Here is a 25,179-nt window from a genome sequence, read left to right on the forward strand (position 1 = left end):
GGTGCGCAGGCGGGCCGGGACGGAATGGAACAGCCGGACCCGGGGAAGAGGCACCCTCCCCGGGCCCGGCCAGTCTCAGTGCCGGTCCTGCGGCGTCATCGCTTGGCCAGGCGCTCCTTCACCTGGGCGAGCAGGGCGGCGCGGAGCTCCCCGTCGACCTTCGTGCGGACCAGCTTGCGCAGCGCCTTCAGCTCCTTCTTCGCTGCCTTCCGGTTGCCCGACTTCTCGGCCTTGCGGGCGTCCTTGTCGGCCTGCAGCAGCTTGTTGGCGAGCTTGGGACCGATCTCGCCGTCGGAGGCCACGGTCCTCACCACGTTCTTCAGCGACTTGCCGGTCGGCTGGACGGTGAAGACCACCGTGCGCGAGCTGGTGTTGCCGGCGACGTCCGTGGCCGTGACCGTCAGGACGTGGCGACCCGCGGACAGCGTCCACATCTGCCACACGCCGGCCTCGACGGTCTCGCCGTCGAGCACCGCACGCACGCTCCGGACCCCGGACGTCGCGTCCGTCGCCGTCCACGCCACGTCCGTCGCCTTGTGGCTCGGGTAGGTGCGTGCCCGGATCCCGGAGATCGCCACCTCCGGCTCGCCGGTGTCGACCGCGATGTCCTTCGACTGCGCCGTCTCGACGTTGCCGGCCTTGTCGACCGACCGCACCTGGAGGACCTGGCGGCCCTGCGCGGTGACCGTGAACGGAGCGGTGTACGCCGTCCACGCGCCGTTGCCGATGCGGTACTCGGTGCGTGCCACGCCGGAGCCCGCGTCGGTCGCGGCGAGCGTGACCTTCGGAGCCGTGGTGAACCAGCCGGCGCTGCCGTCGGGCGAGCCCGGGTCGGTCCGCACGGTGGTCACCGGAGCGGTCGTGTCGGGGGTCGGTCCGTCGGGGTCGACGGTGACCGCGAGGGACTGCTCCTCCTCCACGTTGCCGGCGACGTCGGTGGAGCGGAAACGGACCGTGTGGTCACCGGCGCCGGTCACCACGACCGGGGCGGTGTAGGCCTTCCAGGCACCCTGGTCGACCTTGATCTCGGTCCCCGCGACACCCGAGGTGCCGTCGGTGGCATCGAGCACCACCCGCACCCCGTTCGGCGCCTTCTCGTGCGTGGCCCCGGTCGCCGGGGTCACCGTGTCGACCTTCACCTGCGCGGACTGGACGTCCTCGACGTTGCCGGCCCCGTCGGTCGAGCGGTACTCGACCGTGTGCGTGCCGTCGACGACCGGCACCTCTGCGCCGTACGTCGTCCAGGCACCGCCGTCGAGGCGGTACTCGGTCGACGCCACCGAGCCGTCGTCCTCCGCGGCGAGCGTGAAGCTCGGAGCGGTGACGTACCAGCCCTGCTCACCGTCGGCCGTGGCGGGCGTCCAGGTGATGGTGGTGCTCGGCGCGTCCTCGTCGGCGGCCTCGACGACCACCTCGAGGCTCTTGACGGCCTCCTCGTTGCCGGCCACGTCGGTCGAGCGGAACTCGACCGTGTGGGTGCCGGGCTCGCTGACCACGAACGGAGCCGTGTAGTCGGTCCACTCGCCCTCGTCGATCCGGTGCTCGATCGAAGCGACGCCCGAACCGCCGGTCTCGTCGGTGGCCGTGAGCGTGACCTGCACGCCGTCCTCGACCACGGCCTGGGTGGCGGTGGTGACCGGAGCGGTCGTGTCGGCCGGCGGCTCCTCCTCGGTGTCGAGGTGGAAGTAGTCGAACTCGACCGTGACCGGCTCCTCCTGCTCGGGACCGATCGCCATCACTCCGAGGGAGTTGAGCGGTCCGTCGTAGGTGATGCCGTCGCCGATGGGCGTCCACGAGGCACCCGCGGTCGACTTCACCGCTGCGGTGTAGGTCGTGCCGACCTTGGTCACCTGCACCCACCAGTAGCCGCTCTCGGTGGTGTCGGGGATGTTGATCGCGTCACCGCCCCCGACGCCGTTGCCGCCCTTCTCCGCGGCGAGCTCGGCCCTGAGGTCGAGCGCGCTGCCGGGCGCGTTGTAGGCCACGATGTCGGCCTTGGCGTAGTTGTCGTCGTTGCCGTACATCAGCAGGCCCGCCAGCTGGTAGCGGTGCTTGAGCGGGGCCTTGAGCTTGGTCTCGGCCACCCAGTCGCCCTCGGGCGCGTCCTGCAGGATGAAGTTGCGCGGCTGGACCGGGTTGTTGCCGTTGATGTCGCCCGGCTCCGTCCCGATCTTGAGGTGACCGTCGGCCACCGACGCCGTGGTGGAGCTGTAACGCACCGACTCCGCCCAGCGGCAGCCGTCCAGCGCGGTGCCGTCGAACTCGTCGTCGGCCTCGAAGGCCGGCGCCGTGCGGTCCGGCGTCACGCGGAACCAGTCGACCTGCGCCACGCGCGGCGTGGTGCCGAGGTCGCCGGCCGCCATCAGCCCGATCCGCGCACCAGACCCGGTCTTGAGGTCGAGCGTGCCGGCGAGCGCGGTCCAGGTGGACCCGTCGGCCGAGTAGGCACCGGTCAGCTTGCCGCCCACGTTGGTGAGCCGGAGCTGGATGGTGCTCGGGAAGTCCGTGGCCACGACCGGGGCGGCAGGCGTGGTGCGCGTGCCGTTGGTCTCGGACTGGAACTCCACGAGGCGCGTGCCGTTCTGGTGCCGGACGAACGCGATCTTGTTGTACTCGTTGTCCGACTGGTGCACGACCAGGCCCGCCCACTGCCAGTGCGAGCTGTGCTCGAGAGTGAGCTTCGTGGTCGCGGTCCAGTCGCCGGCGGGCACGGGCTGGCCGGCGAAGCTGACCGGACCCTCGCTCGCCTCGTTGATGTCACCGTTCGCGACCGGCAGGCGGAGCGAGCCGCCGGCCTGGGTGATGGGGGCACCCGGAGCGTTGCGCATCGCCCACTTGGGCAGCAGCGCCGGCGAGTCGAACTCGTCGGAGACCGGGCCGGTGGCACAGGTCAGCGGCTGGCCCGGGGTCTCCGGCTCCGGCTCCGGCTCCTGCGGGTCGCTGTCGACAGCGAACTGCGAGAAGTCGGCGGTCCGGACCGCGGACTCGTGGGCCATGATGAAGAAGCCGACGTCCTGTGTGTCGCCGATGTTGGCCAGGGTCGCGGCCGTCCCGATCTGCGTCCACGTGGTGCCGTTGTTGGACCAGTACGCCGACACCTGGTCGCCGCGACGGCTGAGCTTCAGCCACTTCGGGACGGTGCTGGTGCCTCCGGCGATGGAGGCGTTGAGCTGGCCGTTGCCGTCGGGGTCGGTGAGGAACTCCATCCCGGCGGCGCGACGCCACGCGAGCATGGCGTAGCCGGGCGAGGTGCCGGGCTGCGTCATGTCGTTGCGGATGATGAGGCCCGCCTTGCCCGAGTTGTTGGCCAGGGTGCTGGCGTCGACGCGTACGACGGCGTCGTACTCGTCGTCACCCGCGCCCGGCTGGTAGAGCGTCGTGTACTGGTCGGTGCCCTGCCAGGCGTTGGCGCCCGCACCGGAGATGCGGAACTGACCGGCGCCGAGCCGCTCGAACTCACCGTTGACGTTGGTGAACGGGACCAGGTCGCCGAAGAGCTCGCCCACCTGCACCTGCACCAGTCGCGACGTCGTGGTGTTGCCGTCGTCGTCCGTCGCCCTGGCGGTGATGTCGTAGAGACCCTCCTCGGCCGGAGCGGTCCAGCTCACCGTGTACGGCGCGCTGGTGGCCTCACCGATCTTGGTGTCACCGGCGAAGAACTCGACCTTGGCGACCGAGCCGTCGGCGTCGGTGGCCTCGGCCGCGATCGCGACCTGGGCACCCGGGTCGACCTTGTCGCCGTCGGTCGGGTCGGTGATGGCGACCAGCGGGGAGGCGGTGGGCGAGATGCCCTGGCCCATGGCCTCCATGAAGTTGAGCTTGATGTCGTTCGACCCGGTGAAGACCAGGTAGAGGTCCATCGTCTCGCTGCCGACCTCGCTGACGTCGACCGCGACGTCGCGGTACTGCAGGCCGGTCGCCGGGACCTCGGCCGTGCCGACGACGTCACCGGTCGGGCTGCCCTTGCGCAGCTCGATGGTGCCGCCCGCGGCGTTGGCCTGGACCCGCAGGTTGTAGGTGTCGATCTGGTGGAAGCTGACCGGCTCGAACTGCAGCCAGGCGCCGTCCTTGCCGACCACGACCTGACCGCCACCGGCCGCGTCACGGCCCGGCGCCAGGGTGGCGGTGCCCGACTTGGCGTCGAACCACTCGGCCTGCCGCAGCTTCGGGAAGATCACCGCGGTGTCAGAGCCCAGGAGCGGGTTCTCGCCGTCGGCGCCACCGGTGTCGCTGTAGCGGGCGTCGATCGCGTAGAAGATGTTCTCGTCGGCCGCGTGGCCGCCGATGCTCGTGACGGTGCTGCCCGTGAAGCCGCGCGAGGCGACCAGCGGGTGGGCGTGGTCGTCGTGGCCCAGCGCCGGCTGCACCTCGACGGCCTGCGGGTCGACCGTCTCCTCCTCGGGATCGGTGACCTCCACGTCCCAGCTGACCTCGTCGCCGAAGTCGAAGAACGCGCCGTTCGGCGGGGTCTCGAGCTCGACCACCGGTCGCGTGTTGCCGACCGTGATCGGGACCGTCGTCGTACCGGACTTGTCGGCCGGGTCGGTGACGGTGAGGCGGGCGTTGAAGACGCCGTTCTCGGTGTAGGTGTGGGTCGCGGTCACCCCGGTGGCGTCGGTGGCGCCGTCGCCGTCGAAGTCCCACGCGTAGGACAGCTCCTCCTCCTCGGGGTCGCTGGAGCGCGAGCCGTCGAAGGAGACCTCGAGGTCGGCCTGTCCCGAGTCGGGAGTGGCGTCGATGCGGGCGATCGGCGAGCGGGACCCGCTGATGTAGTCGATGCGGTAGAGGCCCGAGGTCGGGTTGTCACGGCCGTAGCCGCCGCCCCAGTCCAGGACGTACATCGATCCGTCGGGACCGAACTTCGAGTCGATCGGGGCCAGGAACGGCACGTCGGGGAGGAACGGGTTGACCTTCTCCACCTGCGACGCGCCCGCGGCCGCAGCCGGGTTCTTGAGCTGGATGTTGTACATCTTGTTGCGCGCCCAGTCGTAGAAGAACGGCTTGCCGTCGAACGACTTCGGGAACTTGGTGTCCGACTCCAGCTCCTCGTCGTAGCGGTAGACCGGCCCGCCCATGGGGGCGAGACCGCCGCCCTGCGGGATGGCGCCGACCGACGAGCGGCGGTAGCCGTAGTACATGTCGGCCGCGCGAGCCGGAGGCAGGTTGGTCAGGCCGGTGTTGCGCACCGAGTCGTTGACGGGGTTGGCGCAGTCGAAGTAGTCACCGACGACCGGCGGGTTCAGCGGAGTGGTGCTGCCGTAGTCGACGTCGCGGAACGGCTCACCGTTGGGGTTCTGGCCCTGGTGGTTGCCGCCCATGCACATCGGCCAGCCGTAGTTGCCCGCGCTCTTGATCAGGTTCCACTCGGCGATGCCGGCGGGACCGCGCGTGGCGGGGGCGTCGGTGCCGTTGTCGGGCGAGTAGTCGGCCATGCTCAGCCAGCCGGTCTCGTTGTCGATGGAGAACCGGAACGGGTTGCGGAAGCCCATCGCGTAGATCTCGGGCAGGGTCTTGTCGCGCCCGGCGTCCTCGGCCTCGGGGAACAGGTTGCCGTCCGGGACGGTGTAGCTGGACCCGACGCCGGGCTGACCCGGCTCGTCGACCGGCGTGATGCGCAGGATCTTGCCGCGCAGGTCGTTGGTGTTGGCCGAGGTCTCGCGGGCGTCGTGGAACGTGCCGGCGCGCTCGGAGAGCGGGGCGTAGCCGCCTGACGGCTCGGAGTGGGGGTTGACGTCGTCGCCGACACCGATGAACAGGTTGCCCTTGTCGTCGATGTCGAGGCCGCCACCGGTGTGGCCGGGCTCGTCAGGCAGGCGGCGGGCGGGGATCTTGATGATCACCTTCTCCGACGCGGGGTCGACCGACCCGCTCTCGAACGTGAAGCGGGAGACGGTGGACCAGAAGTTGTCGGGGTTCGCGTTGTCCGGGGACTCGGCCGAGCGGTAGAGGAAGATGTGTCCGTTGGTCGTGAAGTCGGGGTCGAGGGCAACGCCGAGCAGGCCGTCCTCACCACCGGAGTAGACGGGGAGCGACAGCACCGTGGTCACGGCCTGGGACTCCGGGTCGTACATCCGCAGCTGGCCGCGGACGAGCTCGGTGTAGAAGACCTTGCCGTCGTCGGCGACGTCGATCGCGAAGGGGGCGGAGGTGTTCTGGTCGAGCGGGATGCGCTCGTAGTTGCTCCACACGGTTCCGCCGCAGTCGCCCTCCTCGAGGCCGGCGGCGTACTTCACGCCACCGACGATCTGCGCCATGAACTCCGGCTCGTCGTAGTGCGAGGGGAAGTGGCCCAGCGCGGTGGCCCAGAAGCGGCCGCCCTCGTAGGGCTTGCACCAGCTGATCGGGTGGTCGTAGCCCTGGTTGCCGCCGGAGTAGGTCGACTCGTCCATCGTCTGGAGGATGTGGGCCGTGCCACGGACGTTGTTCGAGAAGTTGTACCACTCGTCGTTGCGGGTCCAGCGGGTCACCGACTCGGTGTCCTCGAAGTGCTTGGTGGACGGGTGCGTGGTGTCCTCGTTGCGCACGACGCCGGACGGGCCGGGGTCGGTGCCGGTGGGTGCGTGACCGGGCATCAGGGAGCCGACCATGTTGTCCCACCAGGGGTAGTTCCCGCGCATGTCCAGGGCGTTGTGCACCGCCGCGATGCCGTTGCCCGCCGCGTGCCAGCGCTCGAGCGCCGCCTTCTCCGAGGCGTTCCATGGGTCGCCGTTGGCCTGGAAGACGAGGATCGCGTCGAACGGCGCGAGGCCCTCGTCGGTGAACACCGCCTCCGAGCCGCCGGCCGTCTCCTTGTGGACGACCGTGACGGCCATTCCCTCCGCCTCGAGCGCCGCCTTCACCTTCGGCGTCCCCTGGGCGATGGCGGCGTCGTGCCAGTCCCCAGCGGCGTCCTCGGTGAAGATCAGCACGTGCCCGTGCCCGTCGTGGGCCTGCGCGGGCAGAGCTGTGGCGACGCCGAGCAGGACGCTGCCGACGAGCGCGAAGACGGCGGTCAGCGCGGTGCCGACGGTGGATCGCCGGGCGATCCGTCGTCGCGGGGTGGTGGGTGACATCCCAAGGCCTCCAGAGGCTGGTGAGTACGGCGGATGAGTACGGCGGTGCGGGCGTACACGAGCAAAGAGGAGCGGACGCGCTTGTGACGTGGGTCACGAGGGGTCCTGTGCGGACGTTCGCAGACTTTTGTTTGCCGGTCAAGCAAAAGACGGTCAGCATGGACACAAAGACGCATGTTCACGCTTAGAAGCGTCCGGAACGGACCGGCCAGCGATGGCTATCCTCGGCTCGTGACCGCCAGCGCCGAACGCCTCGACGACTGGCCGAAGGTGCGCCTGCACGTCGTCACCGGCAAGGGCGGCACCGGGAAGTCGACGGTCGCGGCGGCGCTGGCCCTGGCGCTGGCGACGTCCGGTCGCAACGTGCTCCTCTGCGAGGTCGAGGGCCGCCAGGGCATCGCCCGCATGTTCGACGTCGACCCGCTGCCCTACGAGGAGCGCCGCATCGCCAAGGGCGCGCCCGACCGGGACGGACGCGCCGGCCAGGTCCATGCGCTCCACATCGATCCCGAGTCGGCGCTGCTGGAGTACCTCTCGATGTACTACAAGCTCGGGCGGGCCGGGAAGGCGCTCGACCGCTTCGGCGTCATCGACTTCGCCACCACCATCGCGCCCGGCGTGCGCGACGTGCTCCTCACCGGCAAGGTCTACGAGGCGGTGCAGCGGCCCCGCGGCGGTCGGCACAAGGACCAGATCACGTACGACGCCGTCGTGCTCGACGCGCCGCCCACCGGCCGCATCTGCCAGTTCCTCGGCGTCAACTCCGAGCTGGCCGGACTCGCCAAGGTGGGCCCGATCAAGACCCAGGCCGACAAGGTGATGGACCTGCTGCGCTCACCGCGTACGGCCGTGCACGTCGTCACGATCCTGGAGGAGATGCCCGTCCAGGAGACCTCGGACGGCATCGCCGAGCTCCGCGCGGCGGGCCTGCCCGTCGGAGGCGTCGTCGTCAACCTGGTGCGACCGCAGGTCCTCAGCCCGAGCGCGCTGGCGCAGGTGCGCGACGACACCGTCGACCCGACCGCGGTCACCTCCGAGCTGACCCGGGCCCGGGTCGACGTCGACGCCGGCCTCGTGGAGTCGCTCGTCGCCGAGGCGCGCGACCACGCCGTACGACGTCACCTCGAGGACGAGCAGCGCGAGCTCGTCGCAGGCGAGAGGGTGCCCACCTACGAGCTGCCGCGCCTCGCCAGTGGGATCGACCAGGGCGCGCTCGTCGAGCTGGCCGAGCTGCTGCGGAAGCAAGGAATGGCATGACGACCACCCCACCCGTGCTGGACGTCGACGCGCTGCTCGACGACCGGACCACCGAGATCATCGTGTGCTGCGGTGCCGGCGGTGTCGGCAAGACCACGACGTCCGCCGCGCTCGCACTGCGCGCCGCCGAGCGGGGGCGCAGGGTGGTCGTACTGACCATCGATCCGGCGCGTCGGCTCGCGCAGTCGATGGGCATCGGTCAGCTCGACAACACCCCGCGGCCGGTCGCGGCCGTCGACGCGGCCGCGGGCGGGTCGCTCGACGCGATGATGCTCGACATGAAGCGCACCTTCGACGAGGTGGTCGAGTCGCAGGCCAGCCCGGAGAAGGCCAAGCAGATCCTGGAGAACCCGTTCTACGTCGCGCTGTCGAGCTCGTTCGCGGGCACGCAGGAGTACATGGCGATGGAGAAGCTGGGCCAGCTGCACCGGCAGGCACTGGCCGATGGCAGCCACGACCTGATCGTGGTCGACACCCCCCCGTCGCGTTCCGCGCTCGACTTCCTCGACGCCCCGGAGCGGCTGTCCAGCTTCCTCGACGGTCGCTTCATCCGGCTGCTGCTCGCCCCGGCCCGCGGACCGGCCAAGCTGATGACGGCCGGTTTCTCGGTCGTGACCAACGCGCTCACCAAGGTGCTCGGGGCGCAGGTGCTGCGCGACATGCAGACGTTCGTCGCGGCCTTCGACACCCTCTTCGGCGGCTTCCGCCAGCGGGCGGACAAGACGTTCGCCCTGCTCCAGGCCGACGGCACGGCCTTCGTCGTGGTCGCGGCACCGGAGCCGGACGCGCTGCGCGAGGCGGCGTACTTCGTCGACCGGCTCACCGACGACGACATGCCGCTGGCGGGCCTGGTCGTCAACCGGGCCAGCCCGTCGGCACGCACCGAGCTGTCGGCGGAGGCGGCGATCACCGCAGCCGACCGGCTGCAGTCGGGCGACTCCTCGTCACTGACCGCCGGCCTGCTCCGGCTCCACGCCGACCGGGTCCGCATCATCGAGCGCGAGCAGCACCTGCGCGAGCGCTTCGCTGCTGCCCACCCGAAGGTGCCGACCGCGGTCGTGCCCGCGATGGCGAGCGACGTCCACGACCTCGACGGCCTGCGCGCGATCGGCGAGAGCCTGTCGAGCCAGGGATCAGACAGAGACTGAGGGAGCCTCGACCTTGGTGCGGGCCGTCTCGAGGATGGTGCGCCACGACGAACCGGGGCGACGGCGGAGCAGCGCACGGCGCTCACGCTCGGTCATCCCGCCCCAGACACCCCACTCGATCTGGTTGTCCAGCGCCTCGGCGAGGCACTCGGTCCGGACGGGGCATCCCGCACAGACCTGCTTGGCCTTGTTCTGCTCCGCGCCACGCACGAACAGTGCGTCCGGCGTGTCGCCCTTGCATGCGGCGCGTGCTGCCCAGTCCTCGACCCACATAAGTCAAACCCCACGGTGATTGTCGAGCCCGTCGGCCGCCCCCATAGCGGCCATCCCTGACTCAGAATGAAAAGTAAACGAATCACCCCCGGTCCAGACAGGGACCGTGTGGCTCAATTCGTATAGTCCAATGTGACTATCTGGCTGCGCGCTTGGAATTCCGGATGATAGGCGTCCGCCCCGTACTCTGGTGCGCATGTCCTCACGCTCGTCCTCGCCCTCAGGGCGCCCCCCGGGCCGTCCGGCCGGTCGCGTGGCGTCCCACCTGGCGGTCATGGCTGCCGTCGCGGTCGTCATGGGCGTCCTCGTCGCCTGCCTCGCCATCCCGTTCGCGGGCCTGGTCGGCGTGGCAGCCAAGGACGTCAGCAAGGGCATGGTCAACCTCCCCGAGTCGCTCGAGGCGAAGGACCTGTCGCAGAAGACGCGCATCTACGACGTCAACGGCAACCTGATCGCCTCGCTCTACGACCAGAACCGCATCAACGTGCCGCTCGGCTCGATCTCGCGGCCCATGGTCAAGGCGATCGTCGCGATCGAGGACTACCGCTTCTACGACCACGGCGCCCTCGACCTCAAGGGCACGGTCCGCGCCTTCGTCACCAACCAGGCCAACGGCGGTTCGGTACAGGGCGGCTCGTCGATCACCCAGCAGATGGTCAAGCAGACGCTGCTCTACCAGGCGGAGACCGACGAGGAGCGCAAGGCCGCGACCGAGGAGACCTACGCGCGCAAGATCCGCGAGCTCCGCTACGCGATCGCCTTCGAGAAGAACCACAGCAAGGACTGGATCCTCGAGCGCTACCTCAACATCGCCTACTTCGGCGACGGCGCCTTCGGCGTCCAGTCGGCCGCGCGCCACTTCTTCTCCAAGAACGCCAAGGACCTCAACCTTCTCGAGTCGGCGACGCTGGCCGGCCTCGTGAAGAACCCCGTCGGCTACGACCCCGTCGACAACCCTGAGCGTGCCGAGGGCCGCCGCAACGTCGTCCTCGACCGGATGGCCCAGCTCGGCATCCTGACCGAGAAGAAGGCCGAGCGGCTCAAGGGCAAGCCCCTGGCGAAGACGCTCGACATCGAGACCTCGCCCAACGGCTGCCAGCAGTCGCGAGCGCCGTTCTTCTGTGACTACGTCGTCAACTGGCTGCTCAAGGACCCGGTGCTAGGCGACACGCCCAAGGAGCGTCGCCGCACGCTGAACAACGGCGGCCTGACGATCAACACCACGATCGACCTCGACATGCAGAAGGCCGCCGACGACTCGGTCGCCTCCCACGTCTACCAGACCGACCAGGCCATCGGCGGCCTGGCGATGATCGAGCCCGGCAGCGGTGACGTCCGCGCGCTCGCCCAGTCCCGCCCGATGGGCAAGGACAAGAAGGGCGGCGAGACCTACCTCAACTACACCGTCCCCAAGAAGTACGGCGACGCCAACGGCTTCCAGGCCGGGTCGACGTTCAAGCTCTTCGTCCTCGCCGCTGCCATCAACCAGGGCATCCCGCTGAGCACCAGCATCAACTCGCCGCAGACGATGCACTTCGACGACTGGGACTTCGAGACCTGCGACGGGCCCTACGCCGGCGACCAGAAGGGCTGGGACCCGCAGAACTCCACCGGTGCCGGCACGTTCGACCTCTACAGCGGCACCCAGCACTCGGTGAACACCTTCTTCGCCCAGCTCGAGGTCCAGACGGGTATGTGCGAGCCGCTCGAGCTGGCCAAGGAGATGGGCGTAAAGGTGCCCCAGGCCCAGCAGGTGCCGTCGTGGATCCTCGGCGTCTCCGACGCCGACCCGCTGACCATGGCGCAGGCCTACGCCACCTTCGCCGCCCGCGGCCTGCACTGCGACCCCCGTCCCGTCACCCAGGTGCTCGACTCGTCCGGCACGTCGCTCAAGGACTTCGCCAGCGAATGTGAGCAGGTCATGCCCGGCGCCACCGCCGACGCCGTCAACGACATCCTGCGCGGCGTCATGGAGCCCGGCGGGTTCGGGCAGAACATCGCCATCGACAAGCCGTCCGCGGGCAAGACCGGCACCAACAACAGCAACATGGCCGTGTGGTTCGTCGGCTACACCCCGACGCTCGCGACGGCAGCCATGGTCGCCGGCGCCAACGAGTTCGGCGAGTGGATGACCCTCAACGGCCAGGTCGTCGGCGGCAGCACGATCTACGAGGCGTTCGGCTCGACCGTCGCCGGCCCGATCTGGGGCGAGGCGATGGCCGCGGCGTCGGCCAAGCTGCCCTACGAGGACTTCCAGACGCCGCCCGGTGACGAGATCGCCGGCGTGCTCAGCACGGTGCCCGACGTGGCCGGCCAGAGCGTCGAGGCCGCGACCGCGGCGCTGCAGGCCGCTGGGTTCACCGTCGCCGACGGCGGCCAGGTCAACTCCGAGACCGGCGCCGGTCTCGTCGCCTACACCTCACCCGAGGGCGGTGGCCAGCTCAGCAGCGGCGACACGGTGACGCTCTACACCTCGACCGGCTACGTGCCCCCGCCGCCCTCTGCGGGCAACAACGGAGGCGGCAACGGCAACGGCAACGGGGGCGGCCGGGGTCGCGGCAACGGCGGCGGCCGGCGCTGACCGGGCACTTCCTCGCGCACCACACCGCCGACCGGGCACTTCCTCGCGCAATAGCGCGAGGAGCTGCCCGGTCAGTGCGTCCTAGCCCAGCTGCTTGCGCACCTCGGCCGCCACGGCACCTCCGTCGGCGCGACCCTTGACCTGGGGCGTCACGACGCCCATCACTTTGCCCATCGCGCGCATCCCCTCGCCGGCCGCGCCGGTCTGGTCGATCGCGGCGGCGACCAGGTCGGCGATCTCGGCGTCGCTGAGCTGGGCGGGGAGGTAGTCGGCGATGACCTCGCCCTCGGCGGCCTCCTTGGCCGCCATCTCCGTGCGACCGGCCTCCTGGAACGCCACGGCCGCCTCCCGGCGACGCTTCGCCTCGGTGGACAGGACGCCGACGATGTCGTCGTCCGAGAGCTCGCGGGCCTCCTTGCCGGCGACCTCGGCGTTGGTGATCGAGGTCAGCACCATCCGGATGGTCGAGGAGCGCAGCTCGTCACGCGCCTTGATGGCGGTGGTCAGGTCGGCGCGCAGACGGTCCTTCAGAGCACTCATGAACACCATTGTGGCAGCCTTGGCGAATGCCTCTCCTCCCCGTCGTAGGCCGCACGCTCGGGCTCGGGACGCTCGCCGGCGTGGGCCTGGCGACGTACGCCGCATGGGAGGCCCGGCAGTACACCCTCCGCCGCGTGACCGTGCCCGTGCTGCCCGCCGGACACGCTCCGCTGAAGGTGCTGCACCTCAGTGACATCCACATGGCACCCGACCAGCGCGCCAAGCAGGAGTGGCTGCGCGGTCTCGCCGACCTCGAGCCCGACCTGGTGATCGACACCGGCGACAACCTCGCCCACATGCGTGCCGTGCCCGTCGTCGCCGACGCCCTCGGCGGACTGCTCGACGTGCCGGGCGTCTACGTGCTCGGGTCCAACGACTACTACGCGCCCGGCATGCGCAACCCGCTGCTCTACCTGCTCCCCGACACTGGCAAGCGCAACACCTCGACACCCCAGCTGCCGTGGCCGCGGCTCAAGGAACGCTTCGCCGAGGCCGGTTGGCTCGACCTGACCAACGGATTCGGGTCCGTGAAGGTGCGCGACACCACCATCGCCTTCGCCGGCGTCGACGACCCCCACCTGGCGTTCGACGACCTGGCCAGCGTCGCCGGACCGGCCGACCCGACGGCCGACCTGCGCCTGGCCGTGGCCCACGCGCCGTACCTCCGCGTCCTCGACCAGTTCGCCGCCGACGGCTACGACGCGATCATCGCCGGCCACACCCACGGTGGCCAGGTGTGCCTCCCGGGCGGCCGCGCCCTCACCACGAACTGCGACCTCGAGCCCGCCCGCGCCCGCGGCCTGCACCGCCACCCCGCCGACTCCGCCCCCGGCGACGACGGCTCGTCCTGGCTCCACGTGTCGGCCGGGCTCGGCACCAACCCGTACGTCCGCTTCCGGGTCGCGTGCCGCCCCGAGGCCACGCTGATGACGCTGGTCCCCGCCTCCTGAGCTCTCGTCGCCCGCACCTTTCCACCCGCGCCCGGTTGTGGTGGTGTGGGACCAGCGAGAAGGGAGTGCCGGTGTGCCCGAGCTGATGGTCGACCTCATCGTGTCCCTCGACGGCTGCGCCGCCGCGGACGGCTGGCCCGGTCTCTGGGGCATGGGCGGCCCCGACTACTACGCGTTCCTCGGCGAGCAGGAGGAGCACACCACGCTGATGGGGGCGACCACCTACCGGCTGATGTCCGGGATGGCGGAGGAGGAGCCCGAGGCCATCGCCCAGCTCGCGGAGATGGACAAGATCGTCTTCTCGTCCACGCTCCGCGAGCCGCTGGACTGGGACAACACCCGGCTCGTCGCCGCCGACCCCGTCGAGGCCGTCCGCGGCCTCAAGGAGGACGGGCCGCTGCCGCTGCGCACCCTCGGCAGCCTCACGCTGGCCCGCTCGCTGCTCGTCGCGGGGCTCGTCGACCGGTTCCGGCTGGTCGTCTTCCCGGTGATCAACGGAGCCACCGGGCGGGACCGGGTCTTCGACGGCTACCCCGACGTCCGCCTCGAGCTCGTCGAGAGCCGGACCTTCGACGGTCGCCTCCAGCTCCTCGACTACGTCCCCACCGTGCTCGACCACCCGCCCCTCCACTGAAGGAGCCACACGTGCCACTCGTCCGGGTCCACAACTTCTCGATCTCCCTCGACGGCTTCGGCTCCGGCGAACCGCAGTCGCTGGAGTCGCCGTTCGGCCACGCCGGGCAGCGGCTGCACGAGTGGATGTTCGCCACCAGCTTCTGGGACCGTGAGGCCGGCCAGCGCGGCGTCGACGCCGTCTTCGCTGCCCGCCACGAGTTGGGCTTCGGTGCGGAGATCATGGGCGCCAACAAGTTCGGCCCGCCCGGGTGGCAGGACGACCCCGACTGGCAGGGGTGGTGGGGCGACGAGCCGCCCTTCCACACGCCGACGTACGTCCTCACCCACCGTCCCCGGCCGCCGCTCGAGATGGCCGGCGGGACCACCTTCCACTTCCTCGACGCCTCCCCCGCCGAGGCGATCGCCGTCGCGCGCGAGGCTGCCGGCGACCTCGACGTACGCCTAGGCGGCGGCGCGTCCGTGGTGCGCGACTTCGTGGCTGCCGGCCTCGTCGACCACCTGCACCTCGTGGTCGTGCCGATCGTGCTCGGCCGCGGTGCCCGGCTGTGGGACGGCCTCGAGGCACTGGAGGACACCTTCGACATCGAGTCGGTCTCGTCGCCCAGCGGGGTCACCCACCTCACCTTCACCAAGCGCGGCTGAGCCGGTCCCACCGGGCCGGGGCGATTTCGGCAGCCCCCGACCGCTCCGGTATGCTCGCCCGCGTTGCCCGGACTCCGATCATCGGTCCGGGCGGCGGGCTGTGGCGCAGCTTGGTAGCGCGCCTCGTTCGGGACGAGGAGGCCGCAGGTTCAAATCCTGTCAGCCCGACCACCGGAGCTCCCGGACCCCACCGTGGGTCCGGGAGCTCCTGTCATGTGGCACTGTGCCCCTCATGGCCGACGACCGTCCCCCGCTCGCGATGCCGTCCTTCTCGTTGCGGCGAAGGAGGAAGGTCTCCGACGACGAGGACACGTCGTCGGCGCGTGACCACACGGCCGCGATGCCGGACGCTGCGGTCGTCCAGCCCCCGGCGGTGCCGGAGCCCGGACCCGGCCCCCAGAGGCTCCCGGCAGTGCAGGTCAGCGGCCTGCGCGCGGCGTCCCTGACCGGCGTCGCGGTCGGCGGGCTCGCCGTGGTGCTGGCGTGGCTGGCCGGGGTCGGCTGCGAGGCCGTACGCGGCACGTCGGCGTGCGGCGGTGGCCCCGGGCTGCTGATCCTGCTGGTCGTCCTCGTCGTGCTGACCTGGGCCGGGAGCCTGCTGCTCCGCGTGCTCGGCGTACCGCACGCCGGCTCCACCAGCCTCCTCGCCGTCGGCATCCTGGCGGTGCTGGTGCTGGTGTTCCTGCTCGGCTCGCTCGACGAGGGGTGGGCGCTCGTCGCCGTCCCCGTGGCGTCGGCGATCTCCTACGCCGCGTCCTGGTGGGTCACCGCTGCCGTCAGTGACGACGGCCCGGCGGCGGGCGCCTCCGCGCGCTCGTCGTCGTACGACGTCCGCTGACGGGCCGGACTTGTCAGGCCCTCCCTGAACACAAGTCGACGTCAGCGCGCGGCGGCGATGAGCTCCGCGATCTGGACGGTGTTGAGGGCGGCACCCTTGCGCAGGTTGTCGTTGCTGATGAAGAGGGCGAGACCGCGGTCGTCGGGGACGCCCGGGTCCTGGCGGAGCCGGCCGACGTACGACGGATCCTTGCCGGCCGCCTTGAGCGGGGTCGGCACCTCGTCGAGCTCGACGCCGGGCGCCGACCCGAGGATCTCGCGGGCCCGGGCGGGGGTCATCGCCCGCTCGAACTCGGCGTTGATCGCGAGCGAGTGACCGGTGAAGACCGGCACGCGGACGCAGAGGCCGGAGACCAGCAGGTCGGGCAGGCCGAGGATCTTGCGCGACTCGTTGCGGAGCTTCTGCTCCTCGTCGGTCTCGTTGAGGCCGTCGTCGACGACGGAGCCCGCCATCGGCAGGACGTTGTAGGCGATCGGCTCGACGTACTTCACCGGGTCGGGGAAGGCGATCGCGGAGCCGTCGTAGGCCAGCTCGCGCGCCTTGTCGCCGGCCGCGGCCACGGCGTTGGCCAGCTCGTCGACGCCGGCGACACCGGACCCGGAGACGGCCTGGTAGGACGACACGATGAGGCGGGTCAGGCCGGCCTCGTCGTGCAGCGGCTTGAGGACCGGCATCGCGGCCATGGTGGTGCAGTTGGGGTTGGCGATCACGCCGCGCCCGGCCTCGATGACGGCCGCCATCGCGTCGGGGTTGACCTCGGAGACCACGAGCGGGATCTCCGGGTCCTTGCGGAAGGCCGAGGAGTTGTCGACGACGATCACGCCGGCCTCGACGAACCTGGGGACGAGGGCGCGGGAGGTCGTCGCGCCGGCGGAGAACAGCGCGATGTCGAGCCCCGCCGGGTCGGCGGTCTCGGCGTCCTCGACGGTGATCTCGCGGTCGCCGAACGGCAGCACGGTGCCAGCGGATCGGGAGGAGGCGAAGAAGCGGAGCTGGTCGGCCGGGAAGTCGCGCTCGAGCAGGATCTGGCGCATCGCGACGCCGACCTGCCCGGTGGCTCCGACGATCCCGATGTTGACGGTTGTGCTCATCGCCCGGTGCCTCCGTAGACCACGGCCTCGACCTCGTCGGCGTCGAGGTCGAACGCCGTGTGGGTCGCGCGTACGGCGTCGTCGACGGCGCTCTCGTCCACGACGACCGAGATCCGGATCTCGGAGGTGGAGATCATCCCGATGTTCACACCGGCGGAGGCGAGCGCGGCGAAGAACTTCGACGTGATGCCGGGGTGCGAGCGCATGCCCGCGCCGATCAGCGAGACCTTGCCGATCTGGTCGTCGTAGAGCAGCTTGTCGTAGCCGACCTCGGCCTGGATGCGGGCCAGCGCGGTCATCGCGACCTGGCCGTCGCTGCGGGGCAGCGTGAAGGAGATGTCGGTGAGGCTCGTCGCCGCGGCCGAGATGTTCTGCACGATCATGTCGAGGTTGATCTGCGCGTCGGCCAGGGCCTCGAAGATGCGGGCGGCCTCGCCGACCTTGTCGGGCACGCCGACGACGGTGATCTTGGCCTCGCTGCGGTCGTGGGCCACGCCGGCGATGATGGGCTGTTCCATGGTGTCTCCCTCACTGGGACCGGCTGGTCCGGGGCTGAGCTGCGGGTCGTTGACGACCCAGGTGCCTTCGAGCTGGCTGAACGACGACCGGACGTGGATCGGGATGCCGTAGCGGCGGCCGTACTCCACGCACCGCAGGTGCAGGATCTTCGCGCCGCACGCGGCCAGCTCCAGCATCTCCTCGTAGGAGACCTTGCTGAGCTTGCGGGCGCTGGGCACGATCCGCGGGTCGGCGGTGAAGACGCCGTCGACGTCGGTGTAGATCTCGCACACGTCGGCCTCGAGGGCAGCGGCCAGCGCCACCGCGGTGGTGTCGGTGCCGCCCCGGCCGAGCGTGGTGATCTCCTTGGTGTCGGCCGACACCCCCTGGAACCCCGCCACGATCACGATGTGGCCCTCGCCGATCGCCTGGGTGATGCGCCCCGGCGTGACGTCGATGATCTTGGCCTTGCCGTGGACCGAGTCGGTGATCACGCCGGCCTGCGAGCCGGTGAACGAGCGCGCGGTGTAGCCCAGGTCGCTGATGGCCATCGCGACCAGCGCCATCGAGATGCGCTCACCCGCGGTGAGCAGCATGTCCATCTCCCGCGCCGGCGGCAGCGGCGAGACGCCGTTGGCCAGGTCTTCCAGGTCGTCGGTCGTGTCACCCATGGCCGACACCGCCACGACGACGTCGTGACCGGCCTTCTTGACGTCCACGATGCGCCGGGCGACGCGCTTGATGGCGTCGGCGTCGGCGAGCGAGGAGCCGCCGTACTTCTGCACGACAATGCCCACGGTTGTTCCTCGGGATCGGTGTGCGGCCCTCAGTGGCCGCGGAGCTCTGGCGTGCCCGTCGGCGCCGTTGCCGCCAGGCCACCGCCGATTCTACGGGCGCGCGACCGGGGCGCTCCCGAGCATCTCATCTGCGACGGCCACGGCGTCGGCGTCAGCCTCGAAGTCGGTGTCGAAGCGGTCGTGCGCGACGACGGTCAGCAGCGCGTTGAGCGCCGCACCGGCCAGGTTTCCCCAGTTGTTGACGTAGGAGAACTGCCACCACCACAGGGCCTCGTCGACGTTGCCCGCGCGGTAGTGGCGCAGGCCGTTCTCGAGGTCGATGGCGATCGAGGCCAGGTCGTCGGAGAGCCGGCTGACGACCACTTCCGGGATGTAGGGGTCGAAGACGAAGGAGTAGTCGTCGACGCCCTCGAGCATCTCGGCCAGCCGCAGCCGCAGGTCGTCGATGTCGGCCTCGGGCCCCACGTCGGGCTGGAACTCCTCGCGCGGGGTGAAGTCGTTCTGGGCGCCCATCCGGGCGCCGGCCAGGAGTACCTGGCTGATCTCGAGGAGCAGCAGCGACACCGCCTGCGACCCGTTGCCCTCGCGGGCGATGGCGCGCAGTGCGAGCAGGAAGCTCTCCACGGAGTCGGCGATCTGCTCGCCGAACACCCTCTCGTCGGTCTCGGTCATTCGGCTGATCTCCTTCCGGCGAACGCTCGTCCGAGCGTGACCTCGTCGGCGTACTCGAGGTCACCGCCCACAGGCAGTCCACTCGCCAAGCGGGTCACGCGCAACCCCATGGGCAGCAGCAGGCGCGTGAGATAGGTCGCGGTGGCCTCGCCCTCGAGGTTGGGGTCGGTGGCGAGGATGACCTCGGTGACCGTGCCGTCGGCCAGGCGAGGCATCAGCTCCTTGACGTGGAGCTGGTCGGGGCCGATGCCGTCGATGGGCGAGATGGCGCCGCCGAGGACGTGGTAGCGGCCGCGGAACTCGCGGGTGCGCTCGATCGCGACGACGTCCTTGTACTCCTCCACGACGCACAGGACGCTGGGGTCACGGCGCTCGTCGCGGCAGATGCGGCACTGCTCGTCCTCGCTGACGTTGAAGCAGGTCGAGCAGAACTTCACGCGGGCCTTCACCTCGATCAGCACGTCGGCGAGGCGGCGTACGTCGGTGGGCTCCGCCTGGAGCAGGTGGAAGGCGATGCGCTGCGCGCTCTTGGGACCGACGCCCGGCAGGCGGCCGAGCTCGTCGATCAGGTCCTGGACGACACCTTCGTACAACGAGGCCCCTCAGCCGAGCCCGGGGAGACCGGGCATGCCGCCGCCTCCGCCGAGACCCTCGGTCAGCGGGCCGAGCGAGTCTCCGGCCAGCGCCTCCGACTTGGCGCGTGCGTCGCGGTAGGCGGCGACGATGAGGTCGGAGAGGTCGGACAGGTCGTCGGGGTCGGTGCCGTCGAACTCGCCCGAGCGGATCGTCACGCCGACCAGCTCGCCGACACCGTTGGCGGTGACCGTCACGGCACCGCCCGCGACGGTGCCCTCGACGGTCTGCTGGGCGAGGTTGGCCTGCGCCTCCTCGAGCTGCTGTTGCATCTGCTGCGCCTGCTGGAGCAGGGCGTTCATGTCGAAGCCGCCGCCGCCGAGGGCGTCGAAGGGGTTCTGGGTCATCGGGTCTCCCGCTGCAGGTCTGGGGTGGGGTTGGGGCCGGTCATCGGGTCAGTCGTTCTTGATCTCTTCGATCAGCTTGGCACCGAGCGTCTGGCTGAGCAGCGACTCGGTGTCGATGGCCGCGGAGTCGGCGTCGGGGTCGTCGGGGTCCACGTCGTCGTCGGCGGAGCGCACCGGGGCGGCCGGCTCGGCCGGTCCCCCCGCCCGGGCCGCCTCGAGCGCCTCACGGGCGGGAGCGGCGGAGACCGGCGGCGGGGCCGCGGGAGCCGACGGCGGAGCCGCGTCACCGGTCACCCAGGACGGCGGGCCGTCGGGTGCCTCCTGCGCCGGGGCGCCCGGAGGTCCGGCCGGCGGGGCGGCGGGGGCCGGGGGTGCGGAGTCGGTGGCCGCCTGGCGGATGACTGGCGCCTCCGCGGCCGCACCCGACGGGTCGACGATCGACTCGACGCGCCAGTCCATCCCGACGACGTCGATGGCGGCCTGGCGCAGGATCTCGTCGCAGCCGCCATTCACGAAGGAGTCGCGCGCACCGGCGTTGGCGAAGCCGACGGTCAGCCGCACGCCGTCGACGTCGACCACGTGGGCGTGCTGGGAGAGCACCATCCAGGCCAGGCGGCGACGGTTCTTGGTCTGCTCGAGGATGTCGGGCCACAGCCGGCGTACGTCGACCAGGCTGAGGCCGCCGCGGGGACCGGCGGGCTGTTCGGCGACCGGCGCGTCGGGCCCGGCAGCGGCGGCCGGGGTCTGCACCGGCTCGGCGACGACGGGTGGCGCCTGCGGTGTCGCGGGCTGCAGCGGCCCCGACCCCGGCATCGGCGGGGGCGGCGGCGGACCGTCGTCGCGGGTGGGTGAGGCGGGCACGCCCGTGGGCGCCACCGGCATGGGCGGCGGCGGGACCGGCTCGTCGCCTCGCGGTGCGGCGTGCGGCGCTGACGACGGTGCTGCCTCGGGTGCCGGCTCGGGTGCCCCTTGGGGGGCAGCGGGGGGCGCGGAATGCGGAGGGGCTGCCGGCGCTCCGGACGGCGCCGGGGCCGCGGCCGGGGCGGCCGGTCGGGAAGGAGCGGAAGCAGGGGCTGCCGCGGCGGGCGTCGGGGCGCCGGTCACGTCCATCCGGCGCTCGAGCCGCTCGAGACGGGCCATCACGCCGTCGGCGGTGTGGTCGGCGCCCGGGAGCAGCACGCGCGCGCAGAGCAGCTCGAGCAGCAGGCGCGGAGCGGTCGCTCCGCGCATCTCGGTGAGGCCGGCGGCCACGATGTCGGCGGCCCGGCTGAGCTCGATCGCACCGAAGCGCGCGGCCTGGGCCACGAGGCGCTCGCCGGCGTCCTCCGAGACGTCGATCAGCCCGGTCGCGGGGGCGTCGGGCACCGCGGTGACGATGACGAGGTCGCGCAGTCGGCGCAGCAGGTCCTCGGTGAAGCGACGCGGGTCCTGCCCGGTCTCGACGACCTTGTCGACGACCGAGAAGACGGCCGCCCCGTCGCGGGTCGCGAATGCCTCGACGACCTCGTCGAGGAGCGAGTCGGGCGTGAAGCCGAGGAGGTCGGTCGCCACCTTGTGGGTCACCCCGCCCGGACCGGCGCCACCGAGCAGCTGGTCGAGCACGGAGAGGGTGTCACGCGCCGACCCGGCTCCCGCACGCACGACGAGCGGCAGGGCGGCGGGCTCGATCGCCACGCCCTCCTCGCCGGCGAGCTGGGACAGGTAGTCGCTGAGCAGCCGCGGCGGGATCAGCCGGAAGGGGTAGTGGTGGGTGCGCGAGCGGATGGTCGGCAGCACCTTGTCGGGCTCGGTCGTGGCGAAGATGAACCGCAGGTGGGGCGGCGGCTCCTCGACCAGCTTGAGCAGGGCGTTGAAGCCCTGCGTCGTGACCATGTGGGCCTCGTCGATGATGTAGACCTTGTAGCGGTCGCGCACCGGGGAGAAGAACGCCTTCTCGCGGAGGTCGCGGGCATCGTCCACACCACCGTGGGACGCCGCGTCGATCTCGATGACGTCGATGGAGCCCGGGCCGCCGCGCGCGAGGTCGCGGCAGCTGTCGCACTCGCCGCAGGGATCGGAGATCGGGGCCTGCGCGCAGTTGAGCGCGCGGGCGAGGATGCGGGCCGAGGTGGTCTTGCCGCACCCGCGCGGGCCGGAGAAGAGGTAGGCGTGGTTGACGCGGTTGGCCGCCAGCGCCGCTCGCAACGGCTCGGTCACGTGGTCCTGCCCGATGACCTCCTGGAAGGTCTCGGGCCGGTAGCGGCGATAGAGCGCGAGCGGTGACTCCACGTCGTGAACCCTAACCGTGCCCACCCACACCGACCACCGCGGGAGACCTGCTTCTGGCACGACCGGGCCCGGACATGCAAAGGCCCCCCACGCACCCGTCAGAGCTCACTTACCCTTGCTGCCTTCCGGCCCTGGGGGAATTGGGCGAGGTGACGCCGCGTGGGGGGTTGGCGGGGAGTCTAGGCGAGGCCCGCACGGCCACCCAAACCGAGGGCTCGGCGGGCGATTTCACCGGCCACCGGACCGACCGGTACTCTCCTCGGCGGAGGTATCGCCTAGTGGCCTATGGCGCTCGCTTGGAAAGCGGGTTGGGTTAATAGCCCTCGGGGGTTCGAATCCCCCTACCTCCGCCACACACGTTGGCCCCGCACCTGCTGGTGCGGGGCCTTCGTCGTGTTCTGGGCGGAGCAGCGACGTACGACACGCACCCGAGCGGTGCCTCAGCCACCTTCCAGCGCCTGGAAATGTGGCTGGCGCACCGCCCGGAGCGGCGCCAGTCGTACGCCGGTCAGCGCAGCTTGGCCTGGAGGCCGTAGCGCCACTCCTCGGAGATCAGCAGGCTCCCCTCGTCGAGCCGCCGCTCGACCGCGTCGACCAGCATGGCCGACGCCTTCTCGGGGTAGACCCGGTCCCACGACAGCTCGGCGCGGTGCTCGAAGACGTGGTGGATGACGCTGGTCATCAGGTCCTTGTCGATGGGCGGCGCGAGGAAGTTGCTGCCGGCGAGGAACGTCTCGGAGCGGTCCGACCCGAAGCGGAGGGTCACGCACGGCACCTCGAGGACGTTGGCCTCCTCGACGATGCTGCCTGAGTCGGTGACGATGACCGCGCACATGGACATCGCGGCGACGACGTCGAGGTAGCTGTCCCACACGGGCGTCGAGATGAGCGCGTCGCCGTAGCGCGCCTCGAGGTCCTCGAGCCACTGGCGGCGGCCGAAGTTGTCGATGGCGGACTCGGTGCCGAGAAGGCGGATGAACAGCACGTGGTGGCCCTGCTCGAGCAACGCCTCCATGGCGTCCATCAGGAGGTTGAAGCGGTCGCGGTTGGTGGTGTTCTCGCGGCGGTGGACGCAGAAGCGCAGGAAGGACCCGTCGCCCATCTGCGGGAACTTCTGCAGCACCTGGTTCTTGTCGCTGCCGGCGACGGCCTGCTCGAGCGCGTCGACGACCGAGTTGCCGACGACGTCGATCGCGGCAGGCGCGAAGCCCTCCTCGAGGAGGAACTCGCGGTTGAGCTCGACGGGGGCGGCGTGCAGGTCGGAGCCCGCGTCGGCCACCCGGGTGTTGAACTGCTCCGGCGACGGCTCGCGGCTGCCCTTGGCCCAGCTGGCGCGGTCGATCGACTGCTCGCGGAACGACGCCCAGTCGAGGTCCGCGCCCTGCTCGAGCCAGCCCTTGAGGACCTCCGGCTTCGGCGAGAGCGTGCGCAGCCCTGCCTCGACGTGGACCAGCGCCTGCCGCTCGCCGAAGGTGGCGAGGGCGCCGGCCATGGCGGTGGTCGTGTCACCGTGCACGTAGGTGATCGGGAAGCCGCCGCGCTCGGCGAAGCCGCGGAGGTACAGCGCGAGCTTGGCGGTGATGCCGGAGACAAGGTCGTTGACGCCGCCGCGCACCTCGAGGTTGATGTCCTCACGGACACCGAACTCGTCGAGCATCGACTGCGAGAGGTTGTGGTCGTAGTGCTGGCCGGTGTGGCACAGCACGACGTCGTGGCCGCGGTCGCGCAGCTCGTGGTAGATCGGCGCCTGCTTGATGATGTCGGGCTTGGTGCCGACGACGACGATGTGCTGGCTGTTCTCGTGGGACATGGGTTCCTTCGGGTGGAGCGTGCTGGGTCGGGGATCCGGGGGACCGGTCAGAGGAGGTCCTCGCGGCTGCTGGCCGCGAGGAGCGAGCGCAGTCGCTCGAGGATGCCGGCGTCCAGGGCCTTCTGGCGGTCGAGCACGTAGACCGCGTCCTCGTGCGTGACCACGATCAGTCCCCGCGCGCCGAGCGTGACGACCGGACGGCCGTCCATGCTGGCGACGAGAGTGTCCTCGGCGTCGAGCTGGAGCGCGGGACCGATCGAGGTCACCCGCTGGTCCTGGAGCACCCGCTCGAGGCGGGGCCAGGTGCCCACGTCGGTCCACCCGAGCTGTCGCGGGACGACGAGGCACTCCATGCCGGCCCACATGAGCGGGTAGATCTCGTGGCCGCCGATGGCGGCCCCGCGATAGGCCCTCTCGGAGGTGGCGCCGCGCGCGTAGCGCTCGATCGACTCGAAGATGAGGGGCAGCGCGCTGCGGTAGGCCTCGCACGCCCGCCCGACACGAACGCCGTAGCAGGCGGTGTTCCAGTAGAGGTTGCCCGACTCCGCCAGCTCCTCGACGACGTCCTCGTCGGGCTTCTCGTGGAAGGAGTCGATCACCTGCACGGCGTCGTCGGAGCCCTTGGTGTGGATGTAGCCCAGGCTCGGGTCGAAACGGGTCGGCTCCGCACCGAGGACCACCATGGACCCGGGCGTGCTGTGGAGCTGCTCGAGCATGTCGCGCGACGCCTCGTTGAAGGCGTCCTCCTCGGTGATGAGGTGGTCCGAGGGGGCAATCAGCGCGGGCGCGTTGCCGTACTTGTGCGACAGCGTGGCGATGCTGAGGGCGAACGCCGTCGCGGGTCCCGCCGGTTCCTCCTCGAGGATCAGGTTCTCCGGCGGCACCGGGCCGAGGGTCGCGCGGGCCGCGTCGGCGAAGCGGGCACGCGTCGAGACGTGGATGCGGCTGGGGTCCACGATCTCGCTGAGTCGCTCGATGGTGCCGGTGAGCAGCGGGCGGTCGCGCACGACGGGCTGGAACTGCTTGGGGGCCCGGTCGCGGCTGATCGGCCACAGGCGCGAGCCCTGGCCTCCGGCCAGGATGACGGCGACGGGCTCGTCCGAGGTGTCAGGCATGGCCTGATTCCATCATGGACCCCCCACCGGT

18 protein-coding genes, 2 tRNA genes and 1 other RNA gene are annotated in these 25,179 nt (G+C 70.9%); 9 read left to right on the forward strand and 12 right to left on the reverse strand.

Annotated features, from left to right (window positions below; all coding sequences use genetic code 11):
• Positions 1-95: 95 nt before the first annotated feature.
• Positions 96-7,052 (reverse strand): OmpL47-type beta-barrel domain-containing protein, encoded by a 6,957-nt coding sequence (locus JOD65_RS01195; RefSeq protein ID WP_191194139.1) that lies wholly within the window; start codon positions 7,050-7,052, stop codon positions 96-98.
• A gap of 231 nt (positions 7,053-7,283) precedes the next feature.
• Here JOD65_RS01195 and bagA point away from each other — a divergent pair, with 231 nt between their 5' ends.
• On the forward strand, positions 7,284-8,309 hold the full coding sequence (gene bagA, locus JOD65_RS01200) for an ATPase BagA (RefSeq protein WP_307820873.1): 1,026 nt from the start codon (positions 7,284-7,286) through the stop codon (positions 8,307-8,309).
• The gene (bagB, locus tag JOD65_RS01205; protein ID WP_191194137.1) at positions 8,306-9,457 is read left to right on the forward strand and encodes an ArsA family ATPase; all 1,152 of its coding nucleotides are present in this window, start codon (positions 8,306-8,308) and stop codon (positions 9,455-9,457) included. The genes bagA and bagB overlap by 4 nt, the downstream gene beginning before the upstream one ends.
• On the opposite strand, the gene JOD65_RS01210 is transcribed toward bagB, so the two are convergent.
• On the reverse strand, positions 9,443-9,730 hold the full coding sequence (locus tag JOD65_RS01210) for a WhiB family transcriptional regulator (protein ID WP_191194136.1): 288 nt from the start codon (positions 9,728-9,730) through the stop codon (positions 9,443-9,445). The two genes, bagB and JOD65_RS01210, sit on opposite strands and share 15 nt — an antisense overlap.
• Positions 9,731-9,926: 196 nt before the next feature.
• On the opposite strand from JOD65_RS01210, the gene JOD65_RS01215 reads away from it, so the two are divergent.
• A complete protein-coding gene (locus tag JOD65_RS01215) occupies positions 9,927-12,311 on the forward strand; it encodes a transglycosylase domain-containing protein (protein ID WP_191194135.1) in 2,385 nt (794 codons plus the stop codon).
• An 81-nt stretch (positions 12,312-12,392) separates the two neighbouring features.
• Here the strand turns inward: JOD65_RS01215 and JOD65_RS01220 are convergent, their stop codons facing one another.
• A complete protein-coding gene (locus tag JOD65_RS01220; RefSeq protein ID WP_191194134.1) occupies positions 12,393-12,851 on the reverse strand; it encodes a GatB/YqeY domain-containing protein in 459 nt (152 codons plus the stop codon).
• 26 nt (positions 12,852-12,877) lie between these two features.
• On the opposite strand from JOD65_RS01220, the gene JOD65_RS01225 reads away from it, so the two are divergent.
• The 5 genes from JOD65_RS01225 to JOD65_RS01245 all read left to right on the forward strand — a co-directional run bounded on the left by JOD65_RS01225 (position 12,878) and on the right by JOD65_RS01245 (position 15,917).
• Positions 12,878-13,801, forward strand: coding sequence for a metallophosphoesterase (locus JOD65_RS01225; RefSeq protein WP_191194133.1), 924 nt, complete (start codon positions 12,878-12,880; stop codon positions 13,799-13,801).
• Between the two features lie 73 nt (positions 13,802-13,874).
• A complete protein-coding gene (locus JOD65_RS01230) occupies positions 13,875-14,435 on the forward strand; it encodes a dihydrofolate reductase family protein (protein ID WP_191194132.1) in 561 nt (186 codons plus the stop codon).
• A gap of 11 nt (positions 14,436-14,446) precedes the next feature.
• Entirely contained in the window at positions 14,447-15,079 is a 633-nt protein-coding gene (locus JOD65_RS01235) for a dihydrofolate reductase family protein (RefSeq protein WP_191194131.1), read from the forward strand.
• 94 nt (positions 15,080-15,173) lie between these two features.
• Positions 15,174-15,250, forward strand: a tRNA-Pro gene (locus JOD65_RS01240).
• Between the two features lie 61 nt (positions 15,251-15,311).
• Positions 15,312-15,917, forward strand: coding sequence for a hypothetical protein (locus JOD65_RS01245; protein WP_191194130.1), 606 nt, complete (start codon positions 15,312-15,314; stop codon positions 15,915-15,917).
• Between the two features lie 41 nt (positions 15,918-15,958).
• Here the strand turns inward: JOD65_RS01245 and JOD65_RS01250 are convergent, their stop codons facing one another.
• The 7 genes from JOD65_RS01250 to ffs form a co-directional block, all read right to left on the reverse strand.
• Positions 15,959-17,008, reverse strand: coding sequence for an aspartate-semialdehyde dehydrogenase (locus tag JOD65_RS01250; RefSeq protein ID WP_191194129.1), 1,050 nt, complete (start codon positions 17,006-17,008; stop codon positions 15,959-15,961).
• Positions 17,005-18,303, reverse strand: a complete 1,299-nt coding sequence (locus JOD65_RS01255) for an aspartate kinase (RefSeq protein WP_191194128.1) — start codon at positions 18,301-18,303, stop codon at positions 17,005-17,007. Before JOD65_RS01255 ends, JOD65_RS01250 begins: the two co-directional genes overlap by 4 nt.
• A gap of 90 nt (positions 18,304-18,393) precedes the next feature.
• Positions 18,394-18,975, reverse strand: a complete 582-nt coding sequence (locus JOD65_RS01260; protein ID WP_191194127.1) for a DUF5063 domain-containing protein — start codon at positions 18,973-18,975, stop codon at positions 18,394-18,396.
• Complete coding sequence (gene recR / locus JOD65_RS01265; protein ID WP_191194126.1) at positions 18,972-19,568, reverse strand: recombination mediator RecR; 597 nt, start codon at positions 19,566-19,568, stop codon at positions 18,972-18,974. Before recR ends, JOD65_RS01260 begins: the two co-directional genes overlap by 4 nt.
• A 9-nt stretch (positions 19,569-19,577) precedes the next feature.
• On the reverse strand, positions 19,578-19,955 hold the full coding sequence (locus JOD65_RS01270) for a YbaB/EbfC family nucleoid-associated protein (RefSeq protein ID WP_191194125.1): 378 nt from the start codon (positions 19,953-19,955) through the stop codon (positions 19,578-19,580).
• Positions 19,956-20,003: 48 nt separating this feature from the next.
• Positions 20,004-22,223 (reverse strand): DNA polymerase III subunit gamma and tau, encoded by a 2,220-nt coding sequence (locus JOD65_RS01275; RefSeq protein WP_191194124.1) that lies wholly within the window; start codon positions 22,221-22,223, stop codon positions 20,004-20,006.
• Between the two features lie 78 nt (positions 22,224-22,301).
• An RNA gene (ffs, locus tag JOD65_RS01280) (signal recognition particle sRNA small type) lies at positions 22,302-22,392 on the reverse strand.
• 95 nt (positions 22,393-22,487) lie between these two features.
• Here ffs and JOD65_RS01285 point away from each other — a divergent pair.
• Positions 22,488-22,576: transfer RNA gene (locus JOD65_RS01285), tRNA-Ser, on the forward strand.
• A gap of 155 nt (positions 22,577-22,731) precedes the next feature.
• On the opposite strand, the gene JOD65_RS01290 is transcribed toward JOD65_RS01285, so the two are convergent.
• Both JOD65_RS01290 and JOD65_RS01295 read right to left on the reverse strand, forming a co-directional pair.
• The gene (locus JOD65_RS01290) at positions 22,732-24,033 is read right to left on the reverse strand and encodes a UDP-N-acetyl glucosamine 2-epimerase (protein WP_191194123.1); all 1,302 of its coding nucleotides are present in this window, start codon (positions 24,031-24,033) and stop codon (positions 22,732-22,734) included.
• Positions 24,034-24,080: 47 nt separating this feature from the next.
• On the reverse strand, positions 24,081-25,148 hold the full coding sequence (locus JOD65_RS01295; RefSeq protein WP_191194122.1) for a sugar phosphate nucleotidyltransferase: 1,068 nt from the start codon (positions 25,146-25,148) through the stop codon (positions 24,081-24,083).
• Positions 25,149-25,179: the final 31 nt, after the last annotated feature.

Origin of the sequence: Nocardioides cavernae (assembly GCF_016907475.1) — a bacterium.
Classification (GTDB): domain Bacteria; phylum Actinomycetota; class Actinomycetes; order Propionibacteriales; family Nocardioidaceae; genus Nocardioides; species Nocardioides cavernae.